Below are 22,466 nucleotides of genomic sequence, written 5' to 3'. Positions count from 1 at the left end.
ATGGAGAAACTTAACTGTGGCTGTGGATTACGATATTGTCATCATCGGCGGTGGTTCTGGAGGCCTCGTGGTGGCCAGTGCAGCGGCCCAGTTAAAGGCAAAGGTGGCTCTGGTCGAAAAGGATCGCCTTGGGGGAGATTGCCTCTGGTATGGTTGCGTTCCCAGTAAATCTTTTCTCCATGCGGCAAAAGTTGCCCACCAAGTGCGCCACGCAGGACGGGTCGGCGTTCATACGAAAGCGCCAGAAATTAATTTTTCAGAAGCAATGGGCCATGTACAAAAGGCGATCGCCACCATTGAGCCCCATGATTCTCCAGAGCGATTTGAGGGGCTTGGGGTCGAGGTGATTTTTGGCGATGGTCAGTTTCTCGACGGCAAAACTTTTCTGGTCAATGGTCGCAAGCTAACGGCCCGCGCCTTTGTGATTGCCACCGGATCACGGCCTGCTGTTCCCCCCGTCGAAGGGCTCCAGGAAGCGGGCTTTATTACCAATGAACAGGTGTTTTCCCTCACAGAGCAGCCACAATCCTTAGCCGTCATTGGGTCGGGGCCGATTGGCTGTGAGTTGGGGCAAGCCTTCCACCGTTTGGGAACGGAAGTGACTCTGTTTGCAAGCCGCGATCGCCTTTTGCCCAAAGAAGACCCCGATGCCGCCGCAGTCCTGGAACAACAATTTAACCAAGAAGGAATCATCATTCTGAAAAATGCCCGGTTAAAACGGGTAGCAGTGGTCAAGGGCAAAAAACACCTCTACACCGAGGATGATTCCCAGGTGGCGGCGATCGCCGATGAAATTCTCCTGGCCACGGGCCGCACCCCCAATGTCAAATCCCTCAACCTAGAAGCCGCTGGGGTGGATTACGACAGTCAAGGCATTCATGTGAACGAAAAACTCCAAACGACCAATGGTCGGATCTATGCTTGCGGCGATGTGATTGGGGGCTATCAGTTTACCCATGTGGCGGGTTACGAAGCCGTTATGGTGCTCCAAAATGCCCTGAATCCACTGCAGTTATTTCTCAAAAGCGTCAATTATCGGGTGATTCCCTGGGCAACTTTTACTGATCCGGAAGTGGCACGGGTTGGCATGACCGAGGAACAAGCCCGAAAACGCTACGGTGATGTGTTGATTTTGAAAGTGCCTTTCGCGTCAGTGGATCGGGCCCAGGCGGAGGATTCTACCGTGGGCTTTAATAAGTTGATTGTGCGTCATAACGGCGAAATCCTGGGGGCACATCTAGTAGGGCCAATGGCAGGGGAGCTGATCCATGAAATTGTTCTGGCGATGACCTATCGCTTACCGGTTTCGGCCTTAACGGGGATTCATGTTTACCCGACCCTGAGCGAAATTAATAGTAAAACGGCGCTGTTACTCTCCAAGAAAAAATACGCCGATAACGAAAAACTCCAAAATTTCTTGACCGAATTCTTTAAGTTTCTGCGCTCTTTGTAGGCCGCCAAATCGCATCGGCAATTTTCGCCACATCGATCATCTCTGGGCCATCATGCACCCGGAGGATATCGGCTCCAAAGGCGATCGCCCCGGCACAGGCCGCCGCTGTCCCCCACACCCGTTGCGTGGGATCTGGTTTGTTGAGGATATGGCCAATAAAGCTTTTACGGGAAGGCCCCACCAGGAGCGGATAACCCAGATCGCGAAAGTCCTGGAGCTGGCGAATGAGATCGTAATTTTGCAGGGCTGTTTTCGCAAAACCAATGCCCGGATCGAGGATCAGATGATTTTTCGGGATTCCCAAAGCTAAGGCGGCAGCGATGCGTTCCTGGAAGAAATTTTTTAGATCGGCGATCAGATCTTGATAGTCCGTTAAGCTCTGCATGGTTTCGGGTGTGCCCCGGATGTGCATCAAAATAATCGGCACGTTTAAATCCCGCACCACCGTCAGCATTTGCGCATCAAAGGTCGCCCCAGAAATATCATTAACAATATCGGCCCCAGCGGCGATCGCCTCTTTTGCCACGGTTGCACGGGTGGTGTCGATGGAAATCACCGTTTGAAATTTTTCTCGAAGCGCTCGAATCACAGGAATTGTCCGGTCTAACTCTTCCGCGAGGGAAATTTGTGCCGCACCGGGTCGGGTCGATTGACCACCAATATCGAGAATATCGATGCCAGCAGCGACCATTTTGTCCGCTTGGGCCAGGGCGGCAGCAACGGAATTAAACTGCCCCCCATCACTAAAGCTATCGGGGGTGACATTGAGAATCCCCATCACATAGGTGCGATCGCCCCAGGTAAAAGTTTGATTCCGGAGGGTAAGCGGTTCCATCGGTTTAAAGCTCCACAATCACAGGGGTATGGTCACTGGGTTTTTCCCAACCGCGCGGCTCCCGGTCGATCCAACAGCGTTTCGCCTGGCCGTAAAGCTTTTCCGTCAGATAAATGTGGTCAATGCGCCAGCCACGATTTCGACTAAAACCCCGCGTCCGATAATCCCACCAGCTAAATTGATCTGCGTCTTGGTTAAATTTGCGGAACACATCCTGAAAACCGAAGTCCAGGATCGCCGTTAAAGTCTCTCTTTCTGCGGGGGAAGCCATAATGTGATCGGGTTTTTTGGGCATATAAATATCCCGGTCTTCGAGGGCAATATTAAAATCACCGCACATTAAAATCTCTCGTTTATCCTTGCATAATTCTTTTAAATAGGCCTTGAGAACCTCGAACCAGCACAGTTTGTAGTCATATTTTTCGCTCCCAACAGCGGAGCCATTAGGCACATAGAGATTCACCACCCGTACATCGCCAATCACCCCAGAAATCACCCGTTTCTGCGTGTCAAAATCCTGGGCGATCGCCGCCCCGACCACAGGCGTAAAACCAATGATCACATCCTGGAGCGGTTCCCGACTGAGGAGAGCAACGCCATTGTAGGATTTTTGGCCAGAGATCGAGGTGTGATACCCCAGGGCTTCAAAGGGCTGCCGGGGAAAATCTTCATCTACCACCTTTGTTTCTTGGAGACAGAGGAGATCAACCCCCGTTTGTTCTAACCATTGGCAGATGTGGGTTTGGCGAGAACGCACCGAGTTCACGTTCCAGGTTGCGATTTCCATGGGCTTCGAGAATTGGACTTAGTTAATTTAGCGTAGTTTGCGGCCAGGAATCCGACTGATACCTAGGCGATCGCCTTTTATTGCATGAATGCCAACTGATAATTAATAGTGATAAAACTTGTCTGAAATAATTATTGGGTTTCTTCATATCAAAACTAATTAGCAAAAAAGACGTGATCGTTGCGGCGAGAAGTGGAGCGAGAAATTCGTAAAAACTCCTATTTTCTTTGCAAAGATAAGGTTTTTGGTCTCATGGGGTGATTGGCCAGGGCAACTTTTTACAAAAGTTAACTTGACTTTACTGAGAATAATTGTAGGATAAAGCCAATCCTTTATTGCTAAATATATGCGATAAGTGATTAGCCTGATTAGTTTTAACGACCACTCTTTTTAAAATCACGATGCAAACCTACGATAATCCAGACGTTAAATACGAATGGTGGGCAGGCAATGCCCGGTTTGCTGACCTTTCCGGTCAGTTTATTGGTGCCCACGTAGCCCATGCTGCCTTAATTGTTTTCTGGGCAGGGGCCTTCACGTTGTTCGAAATTTCTTACTTTGACCCGACCCTACCCATGGGCGAGCAAAATTTAATCCTCTTGCCCCATTTAGCCACCCTTGGCCTGGGCATCGAAGGAAACGGTGCGATCAATACAGAGCCTTATTTTGTCATTGGTGCAATTCACCTAATTTCTTCAGCGGTACTGGCGGCAGGGGGATTGTTCCATGTGTTGCGTGGCCCCCAAGATCTCAAAACAGCCACCGGCCCAGCCCGTCGTTTCCATTTTGATTGGGAAGACCCGAAGCAATTGGGTTTAATTTTGGGCCATCACTTACTGTTGCTGGGACTGGGTGCTTTCTTGCTCGTAGCGAAAGCGATGTACTTTGGCGGTTTGTACGACACAGCGACCCAAACCGTGCGCTTGGTTACAGAGCCGACCCTCGATCCGGCGGTGATCTACGGGTATCAAACCCACTTCGCCACCGTTGATAATCTCGAAGATATCGTTGGTGGCCATATTTATGTGGGTGTACTGCTTTTGGCTGGGGGAATTTGGCACATTCTCATGCCGCCACTCCAGTGGGCAAAAAAGGTGCTCCTGTTCTCTGGGGAAGCGATTTTGTCCTATTCCCTGGGGGCGATCGCCTTGGCGGGATTTGTGGCCGCCTACTTCTGCGCAGTGAATACCACGGCCTATCCCGTTGAATTTTATGGGCCTGTTCTCGATGTCAAACTCAGCATTGTGCCTTACTTTGCCGACACCATCGAGCTCCCCATGAACGAACACACTTCCCGTGCCTGGTTAGCCAATGCCCATTTCTTCTTTGCCTTTTTCTTCCTCCAGGGGCACCTCTGGCACGCCCTCCGCGCCATGGGCTTTGATTTCCGTCGAGTCGAAAAAGTCCTTAGCGATCCACTGGATGCCTAGGTTTTTTTAACCGCTACACATCAACTTAGTAAAAGTTTTCCTCTCATAGACAATCGGGTTCCATGCAGTGATTTGGAACCTTTTTTCTTTCTAATAACGGAGCTCTCCCTGGGGCAATTGATTCTGTAATTCAAACGACTCTCTACAGTAAAATCACGGTTTTAATCATGTCAAAAATTGGTTTATTTTTCGGCACACAAACAGGCAACACAGAAGAACTTGCCCAAGCGATCCAAGCGGCCTTTGGTGGTTCAGATATTGTCGAACTTTTTGATGTGGCTGAGGTTGATATCGAAGCACTACGGGATTTTGATCAGCTGATCATTGGTTGTCCAACCTGGAATGTGGGAGAACTACAGTCAGACTGGGAAGCCCTCTATGATGATCTCGATGACGTAGACTTTTCAGGAAAAACCATTGCCTATTTTGGGGCTGGGGATCAAGTGGGCTATGCCGACAATTTTCAGGATGCCATGGGCATTTTAGAAGAAAAAATTACCAGCCTTGGCGGGAAAACCGTAGGCCAATGGCCCACCGCTGGTTATGACCACAGCGAATCCAAAGCGGAACGGGACGGTAAATTTGTCGGTTTGGCGATCGATGAAGATAATCAACCGGAATTGACGGCAGAACGTATTCAAGCTTGGGTTGCCCAACTTAAACCAGCCTTTGGTCTGTAGAACGCTTGATTAATGTCATTCAGGGGAGGAGCTTGTTGTACTCTTCCTCTGGTGGAATCAAAAGGAATTCGGTAAAGGGATTTTTCCAAATAAATTTTTTTAATCAATAACAACAATAAAAAATTATTCTAAAAATAAAAATGTACCAAACCAATGATGTGCTGTGGTTAAACGTTAATCCCGCTTTTAAATCCTTTGATATACCTCTCCTGAAGGTATTAGCAAAAAAACACTCAGTTCACTATTGGGAATATCAGCAATCGATGGACGAAGCCCGTTCCCTTGATGATGTTTTAGTCTTGCTTCATGATTACCTCAAGCAGTGCGATCGCCCCGTTCATTTACTAGGCCATGGCACTGGCGGATTAGTGGCCTTGCTCTACGGCGATCGCCACCCAGAACGGGTGAAATCCCTGACCTTGCTGTCGGTAGGGGCTTATCCGGCGGTGGATTGGCAGGCCCATTATTATGCCCAGTTGCGCCTGTTACCTTGTCCGAGAAGTATTCTCCTAAAGCAGACCGTTTACAACCTATTTGGGATTCAACCGCCAGCCACCGTTTATCAACTGCGGGATGTGCTCGAAAGCGACCTCAAAACGGCCCTGCCTCTCCACACCCTTTGTCGAAATCGATCTTTACCACCCCGTTCGGTCTCAATGCCTTTGTTGGTTTGTGGGGGCAGTGATGATGTGGTGATTGATCAGAAACTTCAAACAGATTGGCAGCCTTGGCTCAAGCCGGAGGATACCCTGTGGCAATGCCCCCAAGGTCGGTATTTTTTCCATTGTTTTTATCCTGAAAAAGTGGCCCATAAAATTTCGACTTTCCTGCAACTCAAGCAATCGGCCCTAACAGCGACAGTTTAAAAATAGTGACCAGATTTCTAGTGAATGTTCAATTGGCGATCGCCTAATTCTTTTCAGAAGGTTGAATGTTCCAAGAAAGTTGGAGTCGATGTTGGCGTGCCCAGGCCAAAAACAAATCACTGGGAATAATCTGCTCGACGGGATAGAGACCGGGCTGGTTAATTTGCTCACTCAAAACTAACTCCGCCACCAGAACAACCCCTAAGCCAGCAGCGATCGCCGTGTGTTCATGGACAAAATCCACCGTAACCTGCTGGGGCGTAGCATCTTTTATGCCGCTAACAATCGCTCGCATCGCCACCCCAACCCCCGTAAAGGGATCTGTGAGCTTGGTCATGCCGTAGCCAATTTTGCTGAGACCTTGAATGATGCGGGGATGTTGACGCAGTGGTTCAGGCAATAGGGTCATGGCCCGCGTTAGCTGATTATAAAAATTGGGCAGAGAACCAAATTTTGTGACCACCGTTTTCACCGGAAAAGACTCAGCAAAGGTAAAGGTTTCTGCCACATCAAACCAATACACCGTTGTTTTGCCAATGGGTGCCGGAAAATCGATAATCGTCGGCTCGGAATAGGGTTGTTTGGCTTGCCAAGTGCCCCCTTGGAACACCTGAAAAGGTTCTCCCAACCCCAAAAAAGTCGTGGTCAGCACCGTTTCTCCGGCCCCCCCGGAACCCGCGACACCATAATAAAGCTCAATTTGGTGAGGTTCGTCGAGCTGCTCTACACCGAGGCGCACCATACTGTTAGAAATCCCCGGAAAAACTCCTGCATTGCACACCGCGATAATTCCGGCTTCCGTAGCGGCTTGGGTCAGGGGCCTGAGCCTTTGGTACAGGCAACGGTGATCACTAACGTCAATGTAATTTTTGCCTTGGCGGATGCAGGTTTGTAGGACTCGCCCATCCCGGCGGTGAAATGGCCCCGCACAGTGAATCACCAGATCATGGTTGGCGATCGCCTTTTCTAAAGCTGCTAAATTTTCTAAATCAAGGCGTAGAAATGTTCCCTGGAACGCCTTTGCTGTCTGCCCAGAACGTCCCGTAACCGTCACCGCACCCAGAGGGGCGATCGCCGCTGCCACCCGTTGCCCGATGCGGCCTGTGCCCCCCAAAATCAAAATTTTCTTTACCATCGGCGCTATCCTGTACTCTGGCTGCCACACCCTGGGCATTTTATCAGGCCGCTCCCTGGGACAGTAGACAACGACCCACCACACCACCGCAAGCCTGAGCCTAAAAATCCAATTTTCCCCGCCAGGTTGCCCCTAGGCTCGGATAATATTTAAGGTAGAAACGCCATTTGTTGCCAAGCCCATGGATTGAAAAGAATAGGTCTGGTTCAAAGGACGACAATGTAGACTAAGCTAAAACAGTCCCCTGGATCACTGCGCTTGAGGACAATGCCTCACCTTCTTGACCATCAATATTGATTTAAAATTTTTACCTAGTTTTTGATTCTTTTTTAACGATTCTGCGTTCATTATGGATAACAAAATTGCAGTCTTTCACCCCACGGGCATTTTTGATAATATTAAATCCCTTGAGTTTAAAGATGATTTACTCAAAAGTATTACCGAGGAAAAAAAAGAAGTTGTTGTCCTTGATTTTGCTGGAATCACATTTATGGACAGTGCCGGCCTCGGATCATTGGTTCTATTATTAAAAACGGTGCGCTCCCACGGGGCGAAAATGATTTTATGCAACGTCAATGAACAGGTACAAATGCTGTTTGAGTTGACCAATATGAACCGTGTGTTTGAAATTTTTGCGACCCAAGCAGACTTCTTTGAACAGCAGGCAGCGCAATCCTAAACAAGCCTCAAAAAGCCGAAGTGATCGCCGTAATCTTTTATTGATTTTTTTATTGATTTTGCGGCCCCGTAAAGAACTGTAATACATTGAATGAACCCCTAAACGCTTCCTGTCACCGTCGCCATTACCTATGACTTTTTCCTCGGTTGTCCGTTTTTTGAGCCGCGCTGCCCTCACCGCAGAATTAAACCAAAAGCTCCAGACCCAAGGGGAACTCGCATTAAGTGGCCTGCCAAGACTCCCCAAAGGGCTGCTGGCCTCAAGTTTGGCGCAGTTGCAGGAGAAAAATTTATTAGTAGTTTGTGCCACCCTAGAGGAAGCCGGACGTTGGGCGGCCCAATTAGAGGCCATGGGCTGGGGGCAGGTCTTGTTTTATCCCACCTCGGAAGCGTCCCCCTACGAGGCCTTTGATCCAGAGTCAGAAATGATCTGGGGGCAGATGCAAACCCTAGGGGCGATCGCCCAGGGTCAGTCGTCTAATGTTGGTAAGGGCATGGTCGTGGTGACAACGGAGCGCGCTCTCCAGCCCCATCTGCCACCCCAAACGGTTTTCCAAGATTATTGTTTGACCTTAACGCCGGGAGAAGAACTCGATCACGCCGGGGCGATCGCCACTCAGTTAACGCGCCTGGGTTATGAGCGGGTGAACATCGTCGAAACCGAAGGCCAATGGACTCGTCGGGGGGATATTGTTGATATTTTTCCGGTGTCGGGGGAGTTACCGATCCGCTTAGATTTTTTCGGTGATCAGCTCGAAAGCATCCGGGAGTTTGACCCCAACAGCCAGCGTTCCCTCGATAAAGTAGACCAACTGGTTTTGACCCCCACGGCCTGGGCTCCTTTAATTGGTCAACAGATCCTTGATCCGGCGGATCTCCCTTTAACCCCAGAGGAAAAAGAACAATGGGCGGATCGTATTTACCCGGAGGGAATGCAACGCTTTTTAGGGATCGCCTTTGCGGATCAGGTGGCCTCGATTCTGGAATATTTACCCGAAAATACCTTGGTGGCCATCGATGAACTCTCCCAATGTCTGGCCCATGGCGATCGCACCTACGAAACCAGCGAGGCCCAGTGGCAGTTACTCAATGGCGACTTTCCCTTGCCGAAAATTCACCGCAGGGTGCAAGAAAATTTCGACCAAGTCAGCCAACGGTATCAAAAAATCACTTTGGCAGAACTTGATGATGTCAGTGAAACCAGTGTTAACTTGTCCAGTCGCCCGGTGCCCATTACACCGCACCAGTTTGGTAAATTAGCAGAAATTTTGCGGGGTAAACGGGAAATCTACAGCACCATTACCCTCGATAAATACAATGCTTGGCTGGTCTCGGCCCAACCCTCACGCTCTGTGTCCCTACTCCAGGAACATGACTGCGCCGCCCAGTTCATCCCCAACCCTAGAGATTATCCCGCCATCGAAAAGCACCAACGCCAAGGCACGGCGATCGCCCTCAAGTACAAAGGCCAAGCAGAACTCGAAGGTTTTATTCTACCCACCTTTAGAATTGCCGTTGTTACCGACCGAGAATTCTATGGCCAACACGCCCTCACCACCTTTGGTTACATCAGAAAACGTCGCCGGGCCGCCTCAAAAACCGTTGACGTTAATAAGCTCAATCCCGGTGATTATATTGTCCATAAAAGCCACGGTATTGGTCGCTTTATTAAAATTGAAACCCTGCAAAGTCGAGAATATTTAGTTCTCAAATATGCCGATGGAATTTTGAGAATTCCCGCAGATTCTTTAGATACCCTGTCCCGCTATCGCCACACCGCCAAGGGACGCCCGGAACTCCACCGCATGGGCGGTAAAACCTGGGAAAAAACCAAGGCAAAGGTCAGAAAGTCTGTTAAAAAGCTGGCCGTTGACCTGTTGAAAATCTATGCCCAACGGGCAGAAATGAAGGGAACAACCTACCCAAGCGATGCCCCCTGGCAACAGGAAATGGAGGATTCTTTCCCGTACCAAGCAACCCCAGACCAACTGAAGGCCGTCCAGGATATTAAGCGGGATCTCGAAAGCGATCGCCCAATGGATCGGCTCGTCTGTGGCGATGTGGGATTTGGGAAAACAGAGGTGGCGATCCGGGCCATTTTTAAAGTGGTGACTGGCGGCCATAAACAGGTGGCTCTCTTAGCACCGACCACAATTTTGACCCAACAGCATTACCACACTTTAAAAGAACGCTTTTCTCCCTACCCGATCAATATTGGCCTTTTAAACCGCTTCCGTACCGCCTCCGAACGCAAGGACATTTTGGAACGGCTCCACAAGGGCGAATTAGACATTGTGGTCGGCACCCAACAACTCCTCGGCAAAGATGTGCAATTTAAGGATTTGGGATTGCTTGTGGTCGATGAAGAACAACGCTTTGGGGTGAATCAAAAGGAAAAAATTAAGGCCCTCAAAACGAAGGTCGATGTTTTGACGTTGTCCGCCACCCCGATTCCGCGCACCCTGTATATGTCCCTGTCGGGCATTCGGGAAATGAGCTTGATCACGACGCCACCGCCCTCCCGTCGCCCGATCCAAACCCATGTGTCCCGCCATAACCCTGAAATTATTCGCACTGCCATTCGCAATGAATTAGATCGGGGCGGACAAATTTTCTATGTGGTGCCTCGCGTTGAAGGGATTGAGACCATTGCCACCCAATTACAAGAAATGATTCCCTCGGCGCGGGTGGCGATCGCCCACGGTCAGATGAACGAAGCCGACCTCGAAACGACAATGTTGACCTTTAATAATGGCGAGGCGGATATTCTTCTCTGTACGACCATTGTGGAGTCTGGCTTGGATATTCCCAGGGTGAACACGATTATCGTCGAAGATGCCCAAAAATTTGGCCTCTCCCAGCTCTATCAACTGCGGGGTCGGGTGGGACGCTCCGGGATCCAGGCCCACGCGTGGCTCCTTTATCCGAGCAAAGGGGAACTGACCGAAAAAGCCCGGAAACGATTGCGCGCCTTGCAGGAATTTAGCCAACTGGGTTCTGGTTATCAATTGGCGATGCGGGATATGGAAATTCGCGGCGTGGGAAATCTCCTTGGGGCAGAGCAGTCCGGGCAAATGGAGGCCATTGGCTTTGATCTGTACATGGAGATGCTCCAGGATTGCATCAGTGAAATTCGCGGCCAGGAAATTCCCCAGGTGGATGACTGTCAGGTGGATCTACGGCTCACGGCTTTTATTCCGAGCAACTACATCACCGATGCCGACCAAAAACTTGATGCCTATCGTCTGATTACCCAGGCCAACTCCAAACCGGAACTGATGCAAATTGCTGCTGATTGGGGCGATCGCTACGGTAAATTACCCCCCTCGGTCGAACAACTGCTCCAGGTCATTGAGCTAAAAATGATTGCCAAATCCCTTGGTTTCGCGCGCATCAAACCCGAAGGCAAACAAAATATCGTCCTAGAAACGCCCATGGAGGAACCCGCCTGGCAGCGCTTCGCCGAAAAGTTACCGTCCCATCTCCAGTCCCGCTTTGTGTACACCTCTAAAAAAGTGACGGTGCGGGGTTTAGGGGCGATGAAACCTCAGCAACAGTTGGATAATCTTATCGAGTGGCTCGGCAGAATGCAGGGGGTGTTAGAGGAAGCCAGGGTATAACAGAACCATCGAAGAAAGCTAAATTTTCAAGCGAAATGGAGAAAATCAATGGTATTTCATAAATGCTTCATCCATGGCTGTAGAGCGCTGGTTTTACTCGGATTAATCTGGTTTTGTCTGACCCCAGCGGCGATCGCCTTACCAGTCCCCGCCCAACAGCCCCTCCAGGAAATGCAGATCCATCTAGGGACAGCCAGTGGTGCCCTACGATTTGTCCCTGATCAGTTAGAATTTGTCGCCGGCCAACGCTACAAATTACTCCTCGATAACCCTAGTAATCAGAAACACTATTTCACGGCCAAGGATTTTGCCGATACCAGTTGGACTCAAAAAGTCGAAGCGGGCAAGGTGGAAGTAAAAGGAGCGATTCACGAACTCGAACTCAAACCAGGGGCGATCGCCGAATGGATCCTGATTCCCCAAAAGACAGGCAAATTTGAACTGCATTGTTCTGTCCCTGGCCATGCCGCAGCAGGGATGGTTGGCACCATTCAAGTCATTGCTGATTCGTAAAAAAACTCCCTCAAATCAAGAGGGAGCTGTGGGGGATAGTTGTGGACAATTTTAAAAAAACTTAACTGAGCACCAGGGGCGATTTTAGACAGCTTCGAGGTCTTTTTCGCCAGTCCGGATCCGCACAATTTGATCCACAGGAGAAATAAAGATTTTCCCGTCGCCGATTTCCCCAGTCCGGGCCGCCGCAACAATTTTGTCAACGACTGCATCTACTTGATCATCATCGATGACGATCTCAATCTTGAGCTTTTGGAGGAATTCAACGGTGTACTCAGAACCGCGATATCTTTCTGTTTGTCCTTTTTGGCGACCGAAACCGCGAACTTCAGAAACGGTCATGCCGACGATGCCTGCATTGACGAGGGCGATTTTGACTTCATCGAGTTTGAAGGGGCGAATAATGGCTTCTACTTTTTTCATTGAAGTGATGACTCCTCTTAAATAGTCTGAAAATAATGAAAAATAATGAATTAAGTGCGTGAGCTACCTTGTTTTAGCATCACAGGTAAAAAGATATCGTTAGATTCAAGACAATTGTACAGGCTAAATTTTGCTGTCCTCGATTTTCGGTGCATTCCTTAACCATGTTTCGACTACCGGAGGTAGGCTACAACGCTGACGAGTTATGGGATTGATCGCCACGTGGCGGGTAAGGGCTGTGGCCAGGGGCGATTCTGGGGGGGAGTCTTGATTTTCCTTAAAAATCCGGTAAGAAATCTTAAATTGGCGAGAATTTTCAAGTTCTGGGTAAAGCTGAATGTCTAGGCGATCGCCCCAGGTAATTGGCCGAAAAAAATCGATGGCACTATGGACAATGGGCAGGGCAACGGTTCCCTCCCGGAGTAACCCAGACCAATCCATACCGTTTTCTGTGAGACATATTTCATAAGCCTCGTGGCAAATATGGAGAAGCTGGGCAAAATAGACCACCCCGGCGGCATCGGTATCCGCCAAATGGATGGTTCGTCGATAAGCGTAAGCCATAAACTTCGATTCCGAAATCTCTATGGGACAATAAAAGCGTTGTGCCGCAAAAATGACGATGTCTGCTCCAGGCCCCTACCAAAGTAAACTCTTTAACTTTCTCAATCGTCAATCGATCCAGTGGGGAAGCCGACTGACCCAGGCCGCCCGCCGCCTCAAAATTACGGTGGAGTGGGGTAGCCAAATCGCTCTGTATCCGCTGTATCTACTGGTGCAAACCAGCCGCGTTGCGGTGCGTCAAATTGCCGCCGCCCAAACAGAACGCAAACGCCTTGCCCTCGCGGAGGCAGCGACCCAAACATCGGATTTTCCCATCAGCATTTCTGGAGGTGACGGTACAACTCAGCCCCCCCTCCAAGGCATTGCCTGCGACCTCAAAACCCAGGACATTTTATTTGTCGATCAAGACAATCACACCGTTGAACCCCAGCAATCCCAAACGGAGCTACAGCGACAAATCAGTTTTCACCTCGGCAGCGTTAACTATCAAAAAAGACAGCAGGATCTCGCGAGCCAAACCCCAAATCCTCGGATTCTCCCGCCCGTGCACCACCACAATCCCCGGCTGCTAGCTCCGGTACGTTGGTTGATGCAGGGTTTAAGTTGGCTTGAGCAAAGTCCGGTGGCGATCGCCATTGATCTCTTCGGTGAATCCCATTGGCACACGGCGGTGGTTCCCCCCGAAATTTATTCGCCCCAGCTTTTACCCCCTTTACCCCTCGCCCCAGTGCTTAAGCCCCTGGATCAACGGCTAGCCCAGTTAGAACAGCGGGTTCTGGCGCCCACGGTTCCCGCCGAAGCCTTACCACCCCTGCAACGTTTTTTTCGCAACTGGTTTAAGATTCAACCCGCCACCAGTGCCATTACGACCCCTGACCCCGTTGTCACCCCCAAGCCCTGGCTAACCTGGGCCGACCTCTTCCAAGCCAAAACAAAGTCTGCCGCGGCCATTGATCAAGCTAATCTTAATTCGCCTCAGGCTCAACTGAGTCCACTGCCGCCATTGATCACAACTTTAGACCAACCAATTTCTCGCCCTGAATCGGGGGCGATCGCCACAGTTGAATCCCAGACCCAGAGCCTCACCCAGCCGGATGCCCCCCCCAATGCGACGGAGATCGAGGCGAAACCGGAGTGGATAGAAGCGGAGGCCCTCAGCGTTGGTTACGAGCAACATTTTTTGGAGCGGCTTTTAAAGGCGGTGGATCACCTTTTGGCTTGGGTTGAACATACGGCCAGTCAACTCTTTAAAAAACTAAATCAGCTTAGGAAATAAACAAAACCAGTCAATAGCGCTGCGACAAGTAAATGTCATCAGGATCGGTAGCCCAGCAAGCTAAAATTGGAGTGTTTTCAAAAACCTTAGCACTCTCGGATTATGGTGGCGATCGCACTTGTGGGTAAAGGACTAAAAAGTCTAGGGCTAGGCGCGTTAGCATTGGCTTCTGGAGCCGCAATTATTACCCTGCAACAGTTCCGTCTCAATAATTTGAAGCAAGCCACCGACTTAACCCCAGAAATTGTCGAGCGTCAGGCACAAACGGAAGCGGCCAGTTTAGACCTGTGGCAACAACTGCCCACCTACGGTTACGACAATTTAATTTCTGATTGGATTTTTCTGCGATTTTTACAATACTTTGGGGATGATGAGGCGCGAAAATTAGGTGATTATCGCCTCAGTGCGGATTATTTTGAGGTCATCGTCGATCTCGATCCTTGGTTTAAGGAAGGCTATTACTATCTATCGGGGAGCAGTTCCCTCTACGCTGGTACCCCAGACCGCACCGTCGAGTTGTTAAATCGTGGCCTGGCCGAGATGACCCCCACTGTCCCGGATCAAAGTTTTTATCTCTGGCGCATGAAAGCCATTGACGAGCATCTTTTCCTCGGTGATATCCCCGCCGCCATTCAATCCTACAAAACGGCGGCGGCCTGGGCGGCCTACTATGATGACCCCGAAAGTCAAAATGCCCAACAACGCTCTGAAGCCAGTGTTGCCTTTTTGGAACGGGATCCCCGCAGTATTATGGCGCGGGTAACGGCTTGGTCGTCGATTTTGGGGCAGGCGCGGGATGTGGAAACCCAGAGACGGGCGATCGCCGAGCTAGAGGCGATGGGGGTAATTGTTCGCATTGATGAAAATGGCAGACCCCGCTTTCAGGTGCCGCCGGAGATCCTAGAGGCAGAAAAAGAAGCGCTCCAAATTGAGGAAAATTAAGGATTTCATGACCCAGAAAATTCCGCAAAGCACCGCTGGAATATTTCGATAAATCCTTGGATCTGTTGGGGGCTGTGGGTCGCCATCACCGACACGCGAATACGGCTGGTGGGAACTGTTGGCGGGCGAATGGCAGGGGCAAAGAAACCTGCGGCTAAAAGGCGATCGCCCATGGCTAGTGCTTGCTGGGGATTAGCGAGACCAAAACAAAGCACCGCCGATTCAGAAGGTACTAATTCATGGTTCCCAAGGGCGCTTTTTAACTGATGAATGTTTTCCCAGAGTTGCTGGCGTCGTTGGGGCTCCTCCTGCAAAATATGAATCGCGGCGAGGGCGGCCGCCGTATCCGCTGGGGAGAGTCCGGTGGTGTAAATCCAAGTCGGGGCGCGGTTACGGAGAAAATCAATTAAGGCTTTGCTGCCCGCCACATAGCCGCCGAGACTGCCCAGGGCTTTGCTGAGGGTGCCCACTTGGATAAGCGGTTGCTGGGTACAGTGAAAATGTTCTACGACTCCGGCACCTTTTTGGCCCAAAACCCCAGTCCCGTGGGCCTCATCCACAAGTAGCATGGCGGAAAATTCCTTGGCGATCGCCAACAATTCGGGCAGTAAACAGAGATCGCCATCCATACTAAAAACGCTATCGGTGGTGATCAGGCAACGACGGTAGTTTTGTCGATGGGTTTCTAAAAGCTGACGTAATGCGTCTAAATCATTGTGGTCATATTCCAACACCGTCGCACCGCTTAATTTTGCCCCATTTTTTAAACTTGAATGGTTGTATTGATCCCCTAAAATCAGGTCTTTTTTGTTGGTAATGGCGCTAATGGTGCCGAGGTTGGCTAGGTAACCGGAGCTAAATACCAGGGCATCTTCGGTTTGTTTGAGATTGGCGATCGCCTGCTCCAAATCCCGGTGAAGTTGTCGGTGGCCACTGGTGAGCCGAGAGCCTGTACTCCCCGTCCCCAGCGTCTCGGTGGCCGCTATGGCAGCATCAATTAAGCGGCGATCGCCCGCTAAACCCAGATAGTCATTGCTGGCAAAATTAACCACCGATTGACCATTTAAGGTGACCGTCGCCCCCGATTGACTAGTGATTGTTTTCGGTTGTCGATACCAATTTGCTTTTTTGATGGTGGCCAAAACGGTCTCTAGCCAGCCATAAATAGGATCAGAATTCGCCATTGTTACTTCGCATCGAGCCAATTTTTACCACAGTGAATATCAACCACTAAAGGAATAGATAAAAGTACCGCTTGCTCCATTGTGGTTTTGATTTTAGGGCCTAATTCTTCCCATTCTTCTGGGGGCATTTCAAAAACTAATTCATCGTGAACTTGAAGTAACAAACGAGCCTGATAATTCTTTAATAATTCGTGAATTTGGATCATCGCCACTTTGATAATATCAGCACTGGAACCCTGGATTGGTGCATTAGCCGCCGCCCGTAATAATTGGGCATCGTTGTAGGCATAATCGAGGCTATCTAAATCAATCGCTTTGGGGTCGCTGCCTTTTAGTTCAATTAAACAGTTACTGATAAAGTCAAAGTTGCGCCGTCGCTGCAAAATTGTACTCACATAACCCTGGGCGATCGCCTGCTTTTTAACCAGTTCTAAATACTCAAAAACCTTAGCATAACGTTCATGGTAGCGGTCAATAAAAGCCCGTCCTTCTTCCTTAGAAACGCCCGCTTCCCGGGCAAACCGCTGGGCACCCATTCCGTAGATCACCCCAAAATTGATAATCTTACCAATCCGTCGTTCTGCGGCAGTGACGGCCTGGGGCGAGTCCCGATCAAAGATCATCTGTGCCGTGACCCGGTGGACATCTTCTCCGGCTTGGTAGGCCTGTAATAAAATGGGTTCTTGACTTAAGTGGGTCAGGATTCTGAGTTCAATTTGTGAATAATCTGCCGCGATAAGTACCCAGTTTTCCTTAGGGATAAATGCCCGCCGAATCCGTTGGGAAAATTCAGTGCGTACCGGAATATTTTGCAAATTGGGGTTCGATGAAGAAAGTCGCCCTGTACTGGTTAAAGTTTGATTGAAATCTGTATGAATTCTATTGGTTTTTGGGCTAACGAGGGTCGGCAAAGCATCAATATAGGTGGATTTTAATTTTGCAAGGGTACGATATTCAAGAATGTAATCAATGATTGGGTGATCCCCTTGTAATTTTTCGAGGACAGCATGGTTTGTTGAATAGCCTGTTTTAGTTTTTCGTGTTTTCTTTGTGTTTAAACCCAACTTTTCAAAAAGGATTTCTCCTAATTGCTTGGTAGAATTGAGATTAAATCGTTCATCTGCTGCGTTGTAAGCTTTGGTTTCTAGGTCTGTTAAATCAGCCCCCAATTCTTCGGCTAATTGCTGAAGATAGTCTTGATCAATGCGAATACCTGTATTCTCCATGGCACAGAGTACTGGTTCTAGGGGCGTTTCAACTTCTTCTAGAAGTTTTTCTAAATCGGGGTAATCTTTAAGCTCGACTTTTAATTTTTGGCAGACTAAATAAGTTGTATAAACATCTAAGCCACAGTATTCTGCTGCAACGGAAATCTCTAAATCTGCAATGGTTTGTTTTTTGGTTAACCCTAAATCTTTATAGCTTTTAGCAATGATATTCCCCAGATAACGTAGGCTTAGATCCGTCAAATTATGTTTCATCTCTGGATGTAAAACATAACTTGCTAACATCGTATCGAACACTACCCCAGCTAGGGTGATTCCCTGGTGGGCAAAAATGGCGCGGTCAAACTTCGCATTTTGAAAAACTTTCGGATATTTTTTTGTTTCCAAAATCGGTTTTAGGACCTGAAAAATTTGCGTTTTTTCTAGTTGCTTTCCGTTATGGTGAGCGATGGGAATATAGGCAATATTGCCTGGGTCTCTCCCCCAACAGCACCCAATGCCCACGAGATCGACTTCTCGGGGATCTAAACCAGTAGTTTCTGTATCCCAGGCCACGGGGTGATTGACATCGGTTTGGGTTTTGAGTTGATCAACCAACTGGGTGAGCTTTTCTGTCGTGTCAATAATCAGGGGCTGGATCGGCGAGATAGTCGCAGTTGGGGGCGTCTGGGCTTGATTTTGGTCGGGATCTGAGGGGGCAAAAATAGATAATTGTGCGTTACCTGCTTCGTCAACGATTGTATTATTGGACTGGACAGATTCTAGGGTGGGAATTTCAATCGTTTCTGCGCCAAAAATTTGCTGGATTCTACCAATATCTTGAATAAATTTTTTGAGTTCTAATTTCGTTAAAATCCCGATTGCTTGCTCTAGATTAAAGCCAGTTAAATGAAGCTCATTTAAGAGAATATCAAGGGGCGCATCCTGGGCAATTTTTGCTAATTTTTGACAATGATAGGCGGCGTCTTTGTCGGCTTCTAGGCGTTTTTTAGTGGCGCCTTTAATATTATCGAGGTTGGCATAAATATTATCTAAACTGCCAAATTCATGGATGAGCTTAATGGCAGTTTTCTCACCAATGCCCTGGACACCTTTGTAATTATCGGAGGAATCACCCGCAAGGGCTTTGAAGTCTACGACTTGCTCTGGTTTCACACCTAATTTTGCTTCGACAAGCTCTGGGGTGAATTCTTCATAGCTACCGCTTTTGACGCCCTTGGTATCGAGGTAAAGAATGCTGATTTTTTTGTCAGGGTCTACCAACTGAAAAAGATCGCGATCGCCGGTCAAAATTTTTACCTGTTGGCCCGCTTCACTGGCTTGTCGGGCGAGGGTCGCAAGCACATCATCGGCTTCGTAACCCACGGCAGTCACCCGGGACACATTTAAGCTATCGAGCAGGTCGAGGAGATTTTCAAAATCGGGCCGGAAATCGTCTGGGGCAGGCTTACGTTGGGCCTTGTAGTTCTCGTCGGCGGTGTGGCGAAAGGTGGGTTCAGGTCGGTCAAAGGCGATCGCCACCGCATCGGGTTTTTGGCGTTCGATCACCTGCACAAGGGCATTGAGAAAGCCAAAGCAAATACTCGTCGGAATTCCCGTTGAAGTCCGCAGCGCCCCTTGTCTAGACTTGGCAAAGGCGTAGTAGCAGCGAAAGGCGAGGGAGTGACCATCAATTAGGAGCAGCAGCGGCGTTGTCATTAATACTTACGGAACAATTCAAGGAGCAATCGACTATGATGATCTTCCCATAATCCCGCCATTTCATCACCCCAGGGATTTGTTTTATTCTAAAAAGGAGGTTGGTTTTTTACTTCCTTAATTTTAATCATCAAGAAAATAACTAATATTAAATAACCGAAAATACTGTTCTTTTAAGCTTTTAAAATATGAAAAATTTTGACGCCTTTTTTCAAAAAATTTATGCTCAACCCATCGAAGCCCGTCAACATTGGTATGCAGAGGCAACCCAGGCCTATGACCAATATCGTGCCCCCTATGTGCCGAAAATTATTGATTTAATCTGCGAAAAAATCAAGCTGGAAAGTGTCATTCTAACGTGAGTTCGGGTTAAGCCGAAGGCTGTAATGCCCAGTCTAACTGTAGCGAGGGCTTTTTCGGCTGATGGCAGTAGGCGATTAAGCCACAAAGTATATTCACAAAGCAATTCACCGGACTACGATGGCGGGAATGCTCAATTTGTGAAATATTCTTTAACTGGTCAATCACTGTCTCAATAATGAAGCGCTTTCTCGATAATAATTTATCTGTCAAACGCATTAATCTGTTCTTCATGTTGCGTTTTGGCTTCGCAAAAAACTCAATCCCATAGGTTTCCCGTAACTTCTCCGTTAACGGTTGAGAAACGTAGCCTCTGTCTGCAAAGACTTTGCCAAATAATTGCTGCACTAACTCCTCTACGGGTTTTCTGTCATCTACATTACCTGCGGTGATTTGAACATTGAGCAACTCTCCCAGTTCATTGACCACTAAATGAAGCTTAAAACCATAGAACCAACCCACGGAAGTTTTGCCGAGAGCCACAAGACCATCAAAGACCTTGTGACTGTGAATACGCCTACTGTGACAGACTTTTAGGCTTGTCGCATCAATGAAACTGATACCTGTGCAGCTCCCGAAACAATGCTTTAAATACACACATAAAGGCACAATCGTCGAAGGTATCCACTCGATAAAACGCTGATAGCTGACGAGGTGTGGAAAGGCTTCTCGCCAATGTTGACAAACATACTTTTCGTAGAAATGTTTGAAATTACGGTAGGATTCGCGATGAAAGGAGATCAAGATTGTCAGAATTTCGCTGAGGCATAAACGACGGGAGCGAAGTCGAGTCACTGTACCGCCTTGAATTAACTCTTGATGCCAGAGAGGCTCAAAGATTTGACAGAAGTCATCCACATTACAGAAAAGTTCTTCTAGACTAGACATGGGGTGAGTAGATTGGTTTAGTTTGGACACTTCCAGACTACTCTACCCCTCTTCCCTTATCCCGAACTCACGTTCATTCTAGAAATTGGCAGCGGCCCAGGCAATGCAACGCAACATTTTGCCCAACGGGGTTTTCCATTAATCTGTCTAGAGCCGAACCCACGAGCCTGTGAATTTGCCGCCCAACGCTTCCAAAATTACCCAATTCAAATTATCAATACCACCTTTGAGGAATGGCAACCGACCCTAGAAAAATTCGATACTATCCTTGCCAGTACTTCTTTTCACTGGCTGCAACCAGATACCAGATGTCAGGCGATCGCCAATTTACTCAAGCCCCAGGGAAAAATAGTCTTGCTTTGGAATACCGTGCCCCAACCCGATCCCAGCATTTTTCAGGATCTCTTGCCTCTCTATGAAAAATATATGCCCAGCTTTGCCAGCTTTGAAAATATCGCTGTCCAGGAACAAAATCTCAAGAACATCAGCCAGGGTTTGCTTGATTCAAATTGTTTTCAAAACTTAGAACTAACCCAGGTCATTGAAACCAAAGATTATTCCCCCAACGATTACCTCAAATTACTCACAACTCTTTCTCCCTACATTGCCCTAGATCCCACAGTTCGCAGGCAACTCTTCGATGAACTAAAGGCTGTTTTTCAAGCTCGAAAAATTCAGACGATTCCCACCCAATATATTTGCGCTGCCCACATTGCCCAAGTGAAACCGCCCAATTAAGAAAAAAGGTGAGAATCACTGACTCTCACCTAATCGGTTTAACTTAATATTGTTATTAAATATTAAATCAATTTAATTTCTCGATTAGCTTTCCTTCAACCAGCTAAACATTGCCCGCAGATCCTTACCCACAACTTCAATGGGATGTTCTGCTTCACGGCGACGAATTGCCGTAAATTGCGCTTGACCCGACTGATTTTCGAGGATGAAATTCCGTGCAAACTCACCCGTTTGAATTTCCGTCAGAATTTCCTTCATCGCTGCTTTCGTTTCAGCAGTGATCACCCGTGGCCCGCTGACATAATCACCATACTCAGCGGTGGTAGAAATGCTATCCCGCATTTTCGCCAGACCACCTTCCACAACGAGGTCAACAATGAGCTTCACTTCATGGAGGCACTCAAAATAGGCCAACTCCGGCTGGTAACCCGCTTCGACGAGGGTTTCAAAACCAGCTTTAATCAGAGCGCTCAGACCACCACAGAGAACTGCCTGTTCACCGAATAGATCCGTTTCAGTTTCTTCTCGGAACGTGGTTTCAAGGATGCCACCGCGAGTACCGCCGATGCCTTTCGCGTAGGCCATCGCCAAATCACGGGCTTGACCTGTGGCGTCTTGGTAAACTGCGAATAATGCTGGCACCCCTTGGCCTTGTTCGTAGGTACGGCGCACGAGGTGACCAGGGCCTTTAGGGGCAACCATTACAACGTCTACATCAGCGGGGGGAACGATTTGGCCGAAGTTGATATTGAAGCCGTGGGCGAAGGAAAGTACATTACCCGCTTGGAGGTTGGGGAGAATATCTTTGGTGTAGACAGATTTTTGGACATCGTCGGGTAACAAAATCATGATCCAGTCCGCCACTTTTGCTGCTTCCGCAACAGGTAAAACCTTTAGACCTTCTGCTTCGGCTTTGGCTGTGGACTTACTTCCGGCATACAGGCCGATAACGACGTTAATCCCACTGTCTTTGAGGTTGAGGGCATGGGCATGGCCCTGGGAACCATAGCCGATGATGGCAACGGTTTTGCCGTTTAACAGATCTAAGTTTGCGTCCGCATCATAATACATGCGAGCCATAGGACAATTCTCCGACGGAAATTACAAAGTTAAGAATATGTGTTAATGCATACTGCAGACTTCGTATTATAGGAGATTGTTGTCAACTGA

At 48.6% G+C, this 22,466-nt stretch carries 20 protein-coding genes and 1 pseudogene; 12 read left to right on the top strand and 9 right to left on the bottom strand.

All coding sequences use genetic code 11. From position 1 onward, the window contains the following. Positions 1–16 precede the first annotated feature (16 nt). On the top strand, positions 17–1,453 hold the full coding sequence (locus FEK30_RS10660) for a dihydrolipoyl dehydrogenase family protein (protein ID WP_138073175.1): 1,437 nt from the start codon (positions 17–19) through the stop codon (positions 1,451–1,453). Here the strand turns inward: FEK30_RS10660 and folP are convergent. Both folP and xth read right to left on the bottom strand, forming a co-directional pair. After that, positions 1,431–2,288 (bottom strand): dihydropteroate synthase, encoded by an 858-nt coding sequence (gene folP, locus FEK30_RS10655; RefSeq protein WP_138073174.1) that lies wholly within the window; start codon positions 2,286–2,288, stop codon positions 1,431–1,433. The genes FEK30_RS10660 and folP overlap by 23 nt on opposite strands. 4 nt (positions 2,289–2,292) lie before the next feature. After that, the gene (gene xth, locus FEK30_RS10650) at positions 2,293–3,075 is read right to left on the bottom strand and encodes an exodeoxyribonuclease III (RefSeq protein ID WP_138073173.1); all 783 of its coding nucleotides are present in this window, start codon (positions 3,073–3,075) and stop codon (positions 2,293–2,295) included. 401 nt (positions 3,076–3,476) lie between these two features. Between xth and FEK30_RS10645 the strand changes: the two genes are divergently transcribed. The 3 genes from FEK30_RS10645 (at position 3,477) to FEK30_RS10635 (ending at position 6,051) form a co-directional block, all read left to right on the top strand. Then, complete coding sequence (locus FEK30_RS10645; RefSeq protein ID WP_138073172.1) at positions 3,477–4,505, top strand: chlorophyll a/b binding light-harvesting protein; 1,029 nt, start codon at positions 3,477–3,479, stop codon at positions 4,503–4,505. A gap of 167 nt (positions 4,506–4,672) precedes the next feature. Beyond that, complete coding sequence (gene fldA / locus FEK30_RS10640; RefSeq protein WP_030006508.1) at positions 4,673–5,185, top strand: flavodoxin FldA; 513 nt, start codon at positions 4,673–4,675, stop codon at positions 5,183–5,185. Positions 5,186–5,325: 140 nt separating this feature from the next. Then, positions 5,326–6,051: an alpha/beta fold hydrolase gene (locus FEK30_RS10635; protein ID WP_138073171.1), complete on the top strand. Its 726-nt coding sequence runs from the start codon at positions 5,326–5,328 to the stop codon at positions 6,049–6,051. 43 nt (positions 6,052–6,094) lie between these two features. Here the strand turns inward: FEK30_RS10635 and FEK30_RS10630 are convergent, their stop codons facing one another. After that, positions 6,095–7,186, bottom strand: a complete 1,092-nt coding sequence (locus tag FEK30_RS10630) for a saccharopine dehydrogenase family protein (RefSeq protein WP_138073170.1) — start codon at positions 7,184–7,186, stop codon at positions 6,095–6,097. Between the two features lie 349 nt (positions 7,187–7,535). Here FEK30_RS10630 and FEK30_RS10625 point away from each other — a divergent pair, with 349 nt between their 5' ends. The 3 genes from FEK30_RS10625 (at position 7,536) to FEK30_RS10615 (ending at position 11,997) form a co-directional block, all read left to right on the top strand. Next, complete coding sequence (locus FEK30_RS10625) at positions 7,536–7,865, top strand: STAS domain-containing protein (RefSeq protein WP_062433658.1); 330 nt, start codon at positions 7,536–7,538, stop codon at positions 7,863–7,865. Between the two features lie 130 nt (positions 7,866–7,995). Continuing rightward, positions 7,996–11,484: a transcription-repair coupling factor gene (mfd, locus tag FEK30_RS10620; RefSeq protein ID WP_138073169.1), complete on the top strand. Its 3,489-nt coding sequence runs from the start codon at positions 7,996–7,998 to the stop codon at positions 11,482–11,484. A gap of 48 nt (positions 11,485–11,532) precedes the next feature. Continuing rightward, a complete protein-coding gene (locus FEK30_RS10615) occupies positions 11,533–11,997 on the top strand; it encodes a plastocyanin/azurin family copper-binding protein (protein ID WP_138073168.1) in 465 nt (154 codons plus the stop codon). Positions 11,998–12,081: 84 nt separating this feature from the next. Here FEK30_RS10615 and FEK30_RS10610 read toward each other — a convergent pair whose 3' ends face one another. Next, positions 12,082–12,420 carry a P-II family nitrogen regulator gene (locus FEK30_RS10610; RefSeq protein WP_012306905.1) on the bottom strand — a complete coding sequence of 113 codons (339 nt, stop codon included), beginning with the start codon at positions 12,418–12,420 and terminating at the stop codon, positions 12,082–12,084. A gap of 123 nt (positions 12,421–12,543) precedes the next feature. Further along, on the bottom strand, positions 12,544–12,984 hold the full coding sequence (locus FEK30_RS10605) for an acyl-CoA thioesterase (RefSeq protein ID WP_138073167.1): 441 nt from the start codon (positions 12,982–12,984) through the stop codon (positions 12,544–12,546). A 52-nt stretch (positions 12,985–13,036) separates the two neighbouring features. On the opposite strand from FEK30_RS10605, the gene FEK30_RS10600 reads away from it, so the two are divergent. Beyond that, positions 13,037–14,260, top strand: a complete 1,224-nt coding sequence (locus FEK30_RS10600) for a hypothetical protein (RefSeq protein WP_138073166.1) — start codon at positions 13,037–13,039, stop codon at positions 14,258–14,260. A gap of 102 nt (positions 14,261–14,362) precedes the next feature. Next, positions 14,363–15,202, top strand: coding sequence for a hypothetical protein (locus tag FEK30_RS10595; RefSeq protein ID WP_138073165.1), 840 nt, complete (start codon positions 14,363–14,365; stop codon positions 15,200–15,202). Between the two features lie 5 nt (positions 15,203–15,207). Here FEK30_RS10595 and bioF read toward each other — a convergent pair whose 3' ends face one another. Together bioF and polA are read right to left on the bottom strand one after the other, a co-directional pair. Then, complete coding sequence (gene bioF / locus FEK30_RS10590) at positions 15,208–16,386, bottom strand: 8-amino-7-oxononanoate synthase (protein WP_138073164.1); 1,179 nt, start codon at positions 16,384–16,386, stop codon at positions 15,208–15,210. A 2-nt stretch (positions 16,387–16,388) separates the two neighbouring features. After that, positions 16,389–19,310 (bottom strand): DNA polymerase I, encoded by a 2,922-nt coding sequence (gene polA, locus FEK30_RS10585; RefSeq protein ID WP_138073163.1) that lies wholly within the window; start codon positions 19,308–19,310, stop codon positions 16,389–16,391. Positions 19,311–19,498: 188 nt separating this feature from the next. On the opposite strand from polA, the gene FEK30_RS10580 reads away from it, so the two are divergent. Beyond that, positions 19,499–19,672 (top strand): hypothetical protein, encoded by a 174-nt coding sequence (locus tag FEK30_RS10580; RefSeq protein WP_255447856.1) that lies wholly within the window; start codon positions 19,499–19,501, stop codon positions 19,670–19,672. Between the two features lie 7 nt (positions 19,673–19,679). Here FEK30_RS10580 and FEK30_RS10575 read toward each other — a convergent pair whose 3' ends face one another. After that, positions 19,680–20,558 (bottom strand): IS982 family transposase, encoded by an 879-nt coding sequence (locus FEK30_RS10575; RefSeq protein ID WP_138071026.1) that lies wholly within the window; start codon positions 20,556–20,558, stop codon positions 19,680–19,682. A 75-nt stretch (positions 20,559–20,633) separates the two neighbouring features. Between FEK30_RS10575 and FEK30_RS17310 the strand changes: the two are divergent. Further along, a pseudogene (locus tag FEK30_RS17310) lies at positions 20,634–20,906 on the top strand (class I SAM-dependent methyltransferase); the annotation flags it as partial. A 21-nt stretch (positions 20,907–20,927) separates the two neighbouring features. Next, positions 20,928–21,296, top strand: a complete 369-nt coding sequence (locus FEK30_RS17305; RefSeq protein WP_339374172.1) for a hypothetical protein — start codon at positions 20,928–20,930, stop codon at positions 21,294–21,296. A gap of 84 nt (positions 21,297–21,380) precedes the next feature. Here the strand turns inward: FEK30_RS17305 and ilvC are convergent, their stop codons facing one another. After that, positions 21,381–22,376, bottom strand: a complete 996-nt coding sequence (gene ilvC, locus FEK30_RS10565) for a ketol-acid reductoisomerase (RefSeq protein ID WP_012306898.1) — start codon at positions 22,374–22,376, stop codon at positions 21,381–21,383. Between the last annotated feature and the right edge of the window lie 90 nt (positions 22,377–22,466).

This window comes from Picosynechococcus sp. PCC 11901 (assembly GCF_005577135.1).
Classification (GTDB): Bacteria; Cyanobacteriota; Cyanobacteriia; order Cyanobacteriales; family MRBY01; genus MRBY01.
The sequence above is the reverse complement of the archived record's forward strand: the minus strand, read 5'-3'. Positions and strand labels throughout refer to the sequence as shown.

Bases quoted from the DNA above. Each gene is read 5' to 3' on its own strand.
- folP (WP_138073174.1), bottom strand. From the start codon at position 2,288: ATGGAACCGCTTACCCTCCGGAATCAAACTTTTACCTGGGGCGATCGC.
- xth (WP_138073173.1), bottom strand. From the start codon at position 3,075: ATGGAAATCGCAACCTGGAACGTGAACTCGGTGCGTTCTCGCCAAACC.
- FEK30_RS10645 (WP_138073172.1), top strand. From the start codon at position 3,477: ATGCAAACCTACGATAATCCAGACGTTAAATACGAATGGTGGGCAGGC.
- fldA (WP_030006508.1), top strand. From the start codon at position 4,673: ATGTCAAAAATTGGTTTATTTTTCGGCACACAAACAGGCAACACAGAA.
- FEK30_RS10635 (WP_138073171.1), top strand. From the start codon at position 5,326: ATGTACCAAACCAATGATGTGCTGTGGTTAAACGTTAATCCCGCTTTT.
- FEK30_RS10630 (WP_138073170.1), bottom strand. From the start codon at position 7,186: ATGGTAAAGAAAATTTTGATTTTGGGGGGCACAGGCCGCATCGGGCAA.
- FEK30_RS10625 (WP_062433658.1), top strand. From the start codon at position 7,536: ATGGATAACAAAATTGCAGTCTTTCACCCCACGGGCATTTTTGATAAT.
- mfd (WP_138073169.1), top strand. From the start codon at position 7,996: ATGACTTTTTCCTCGGTTGTCCGTTTTTTGAGCCGCGCTGCCCTCACC.
- FEK30_RS10615 (WP_138073168.1), top strand. From the start codon at position 11,533: ATGGTATTTCATAAATGCTTCATCCATGGCTGTAGAGCGCTGGTTTTA.
- FEK30_RS10610 (WP_012306905.1), bottom strand. From the start codon at position 12,420: ATGAAAAAAGTAGAAGCCATTATTCGCCCCTTCAAACTCGATGAAGTC.
- FEK30_RS10605 (WP_138073167.1), bottom strand. From the start codon at position 12,984: ATGGCTTACGCTTATCGACGAACCATCCATTTGGCGGATACCGATGCC.
- FEK30_RS10600 (WP_138073166.1), top strand. From the start codon at position 13,037: ATGACGATGTCTGCTCCAGGCCCCTACCAAAGTAAACTCTTTAACTTT.
- FEK30_RS10595 (WP_138073165.1), top strand. From the start codon at position 14,363: ATGGTGGCGATCGCACTTGTGGGTAAAGGACTAAAAAGTCTAGGGCTA.
- bioF (WP_138073164.1), bottom strand. From the start codon at position 16,386: ATGGCGAATTCTGATCCTATTTATGGCTGGCTAGAGACCGTTTTGGCC.
- polA (WP_138073163.1), bottom strand. From the start codon at position 19,310: ATGACAACGCCGCTGCTGCTCCTAATTGATGGTCACTCCCTCGCCTTT.
- FEK30_RS10580 (WP_255447856.1), top strand. From the start codon at position 19,499: ATGAAAAATTTTGACGCCTTTTTTCAAAAAATTTATGCTCAACCCATC.
- FEK30_RS10575 (WP_138071026.1), bottom strand. From the start codon at position 20,558: ATGTCTAGTCTAGAAGAACTTTTCTGTAATGTGGATGACTTCTGTCAA.
- ilvC (WP_012306898.1), bottom strand. From the start codon at position 22,376: ATGGCTCGCATGTATTATGATGCGGACGCAAACTTAGATCTGTTAAAC.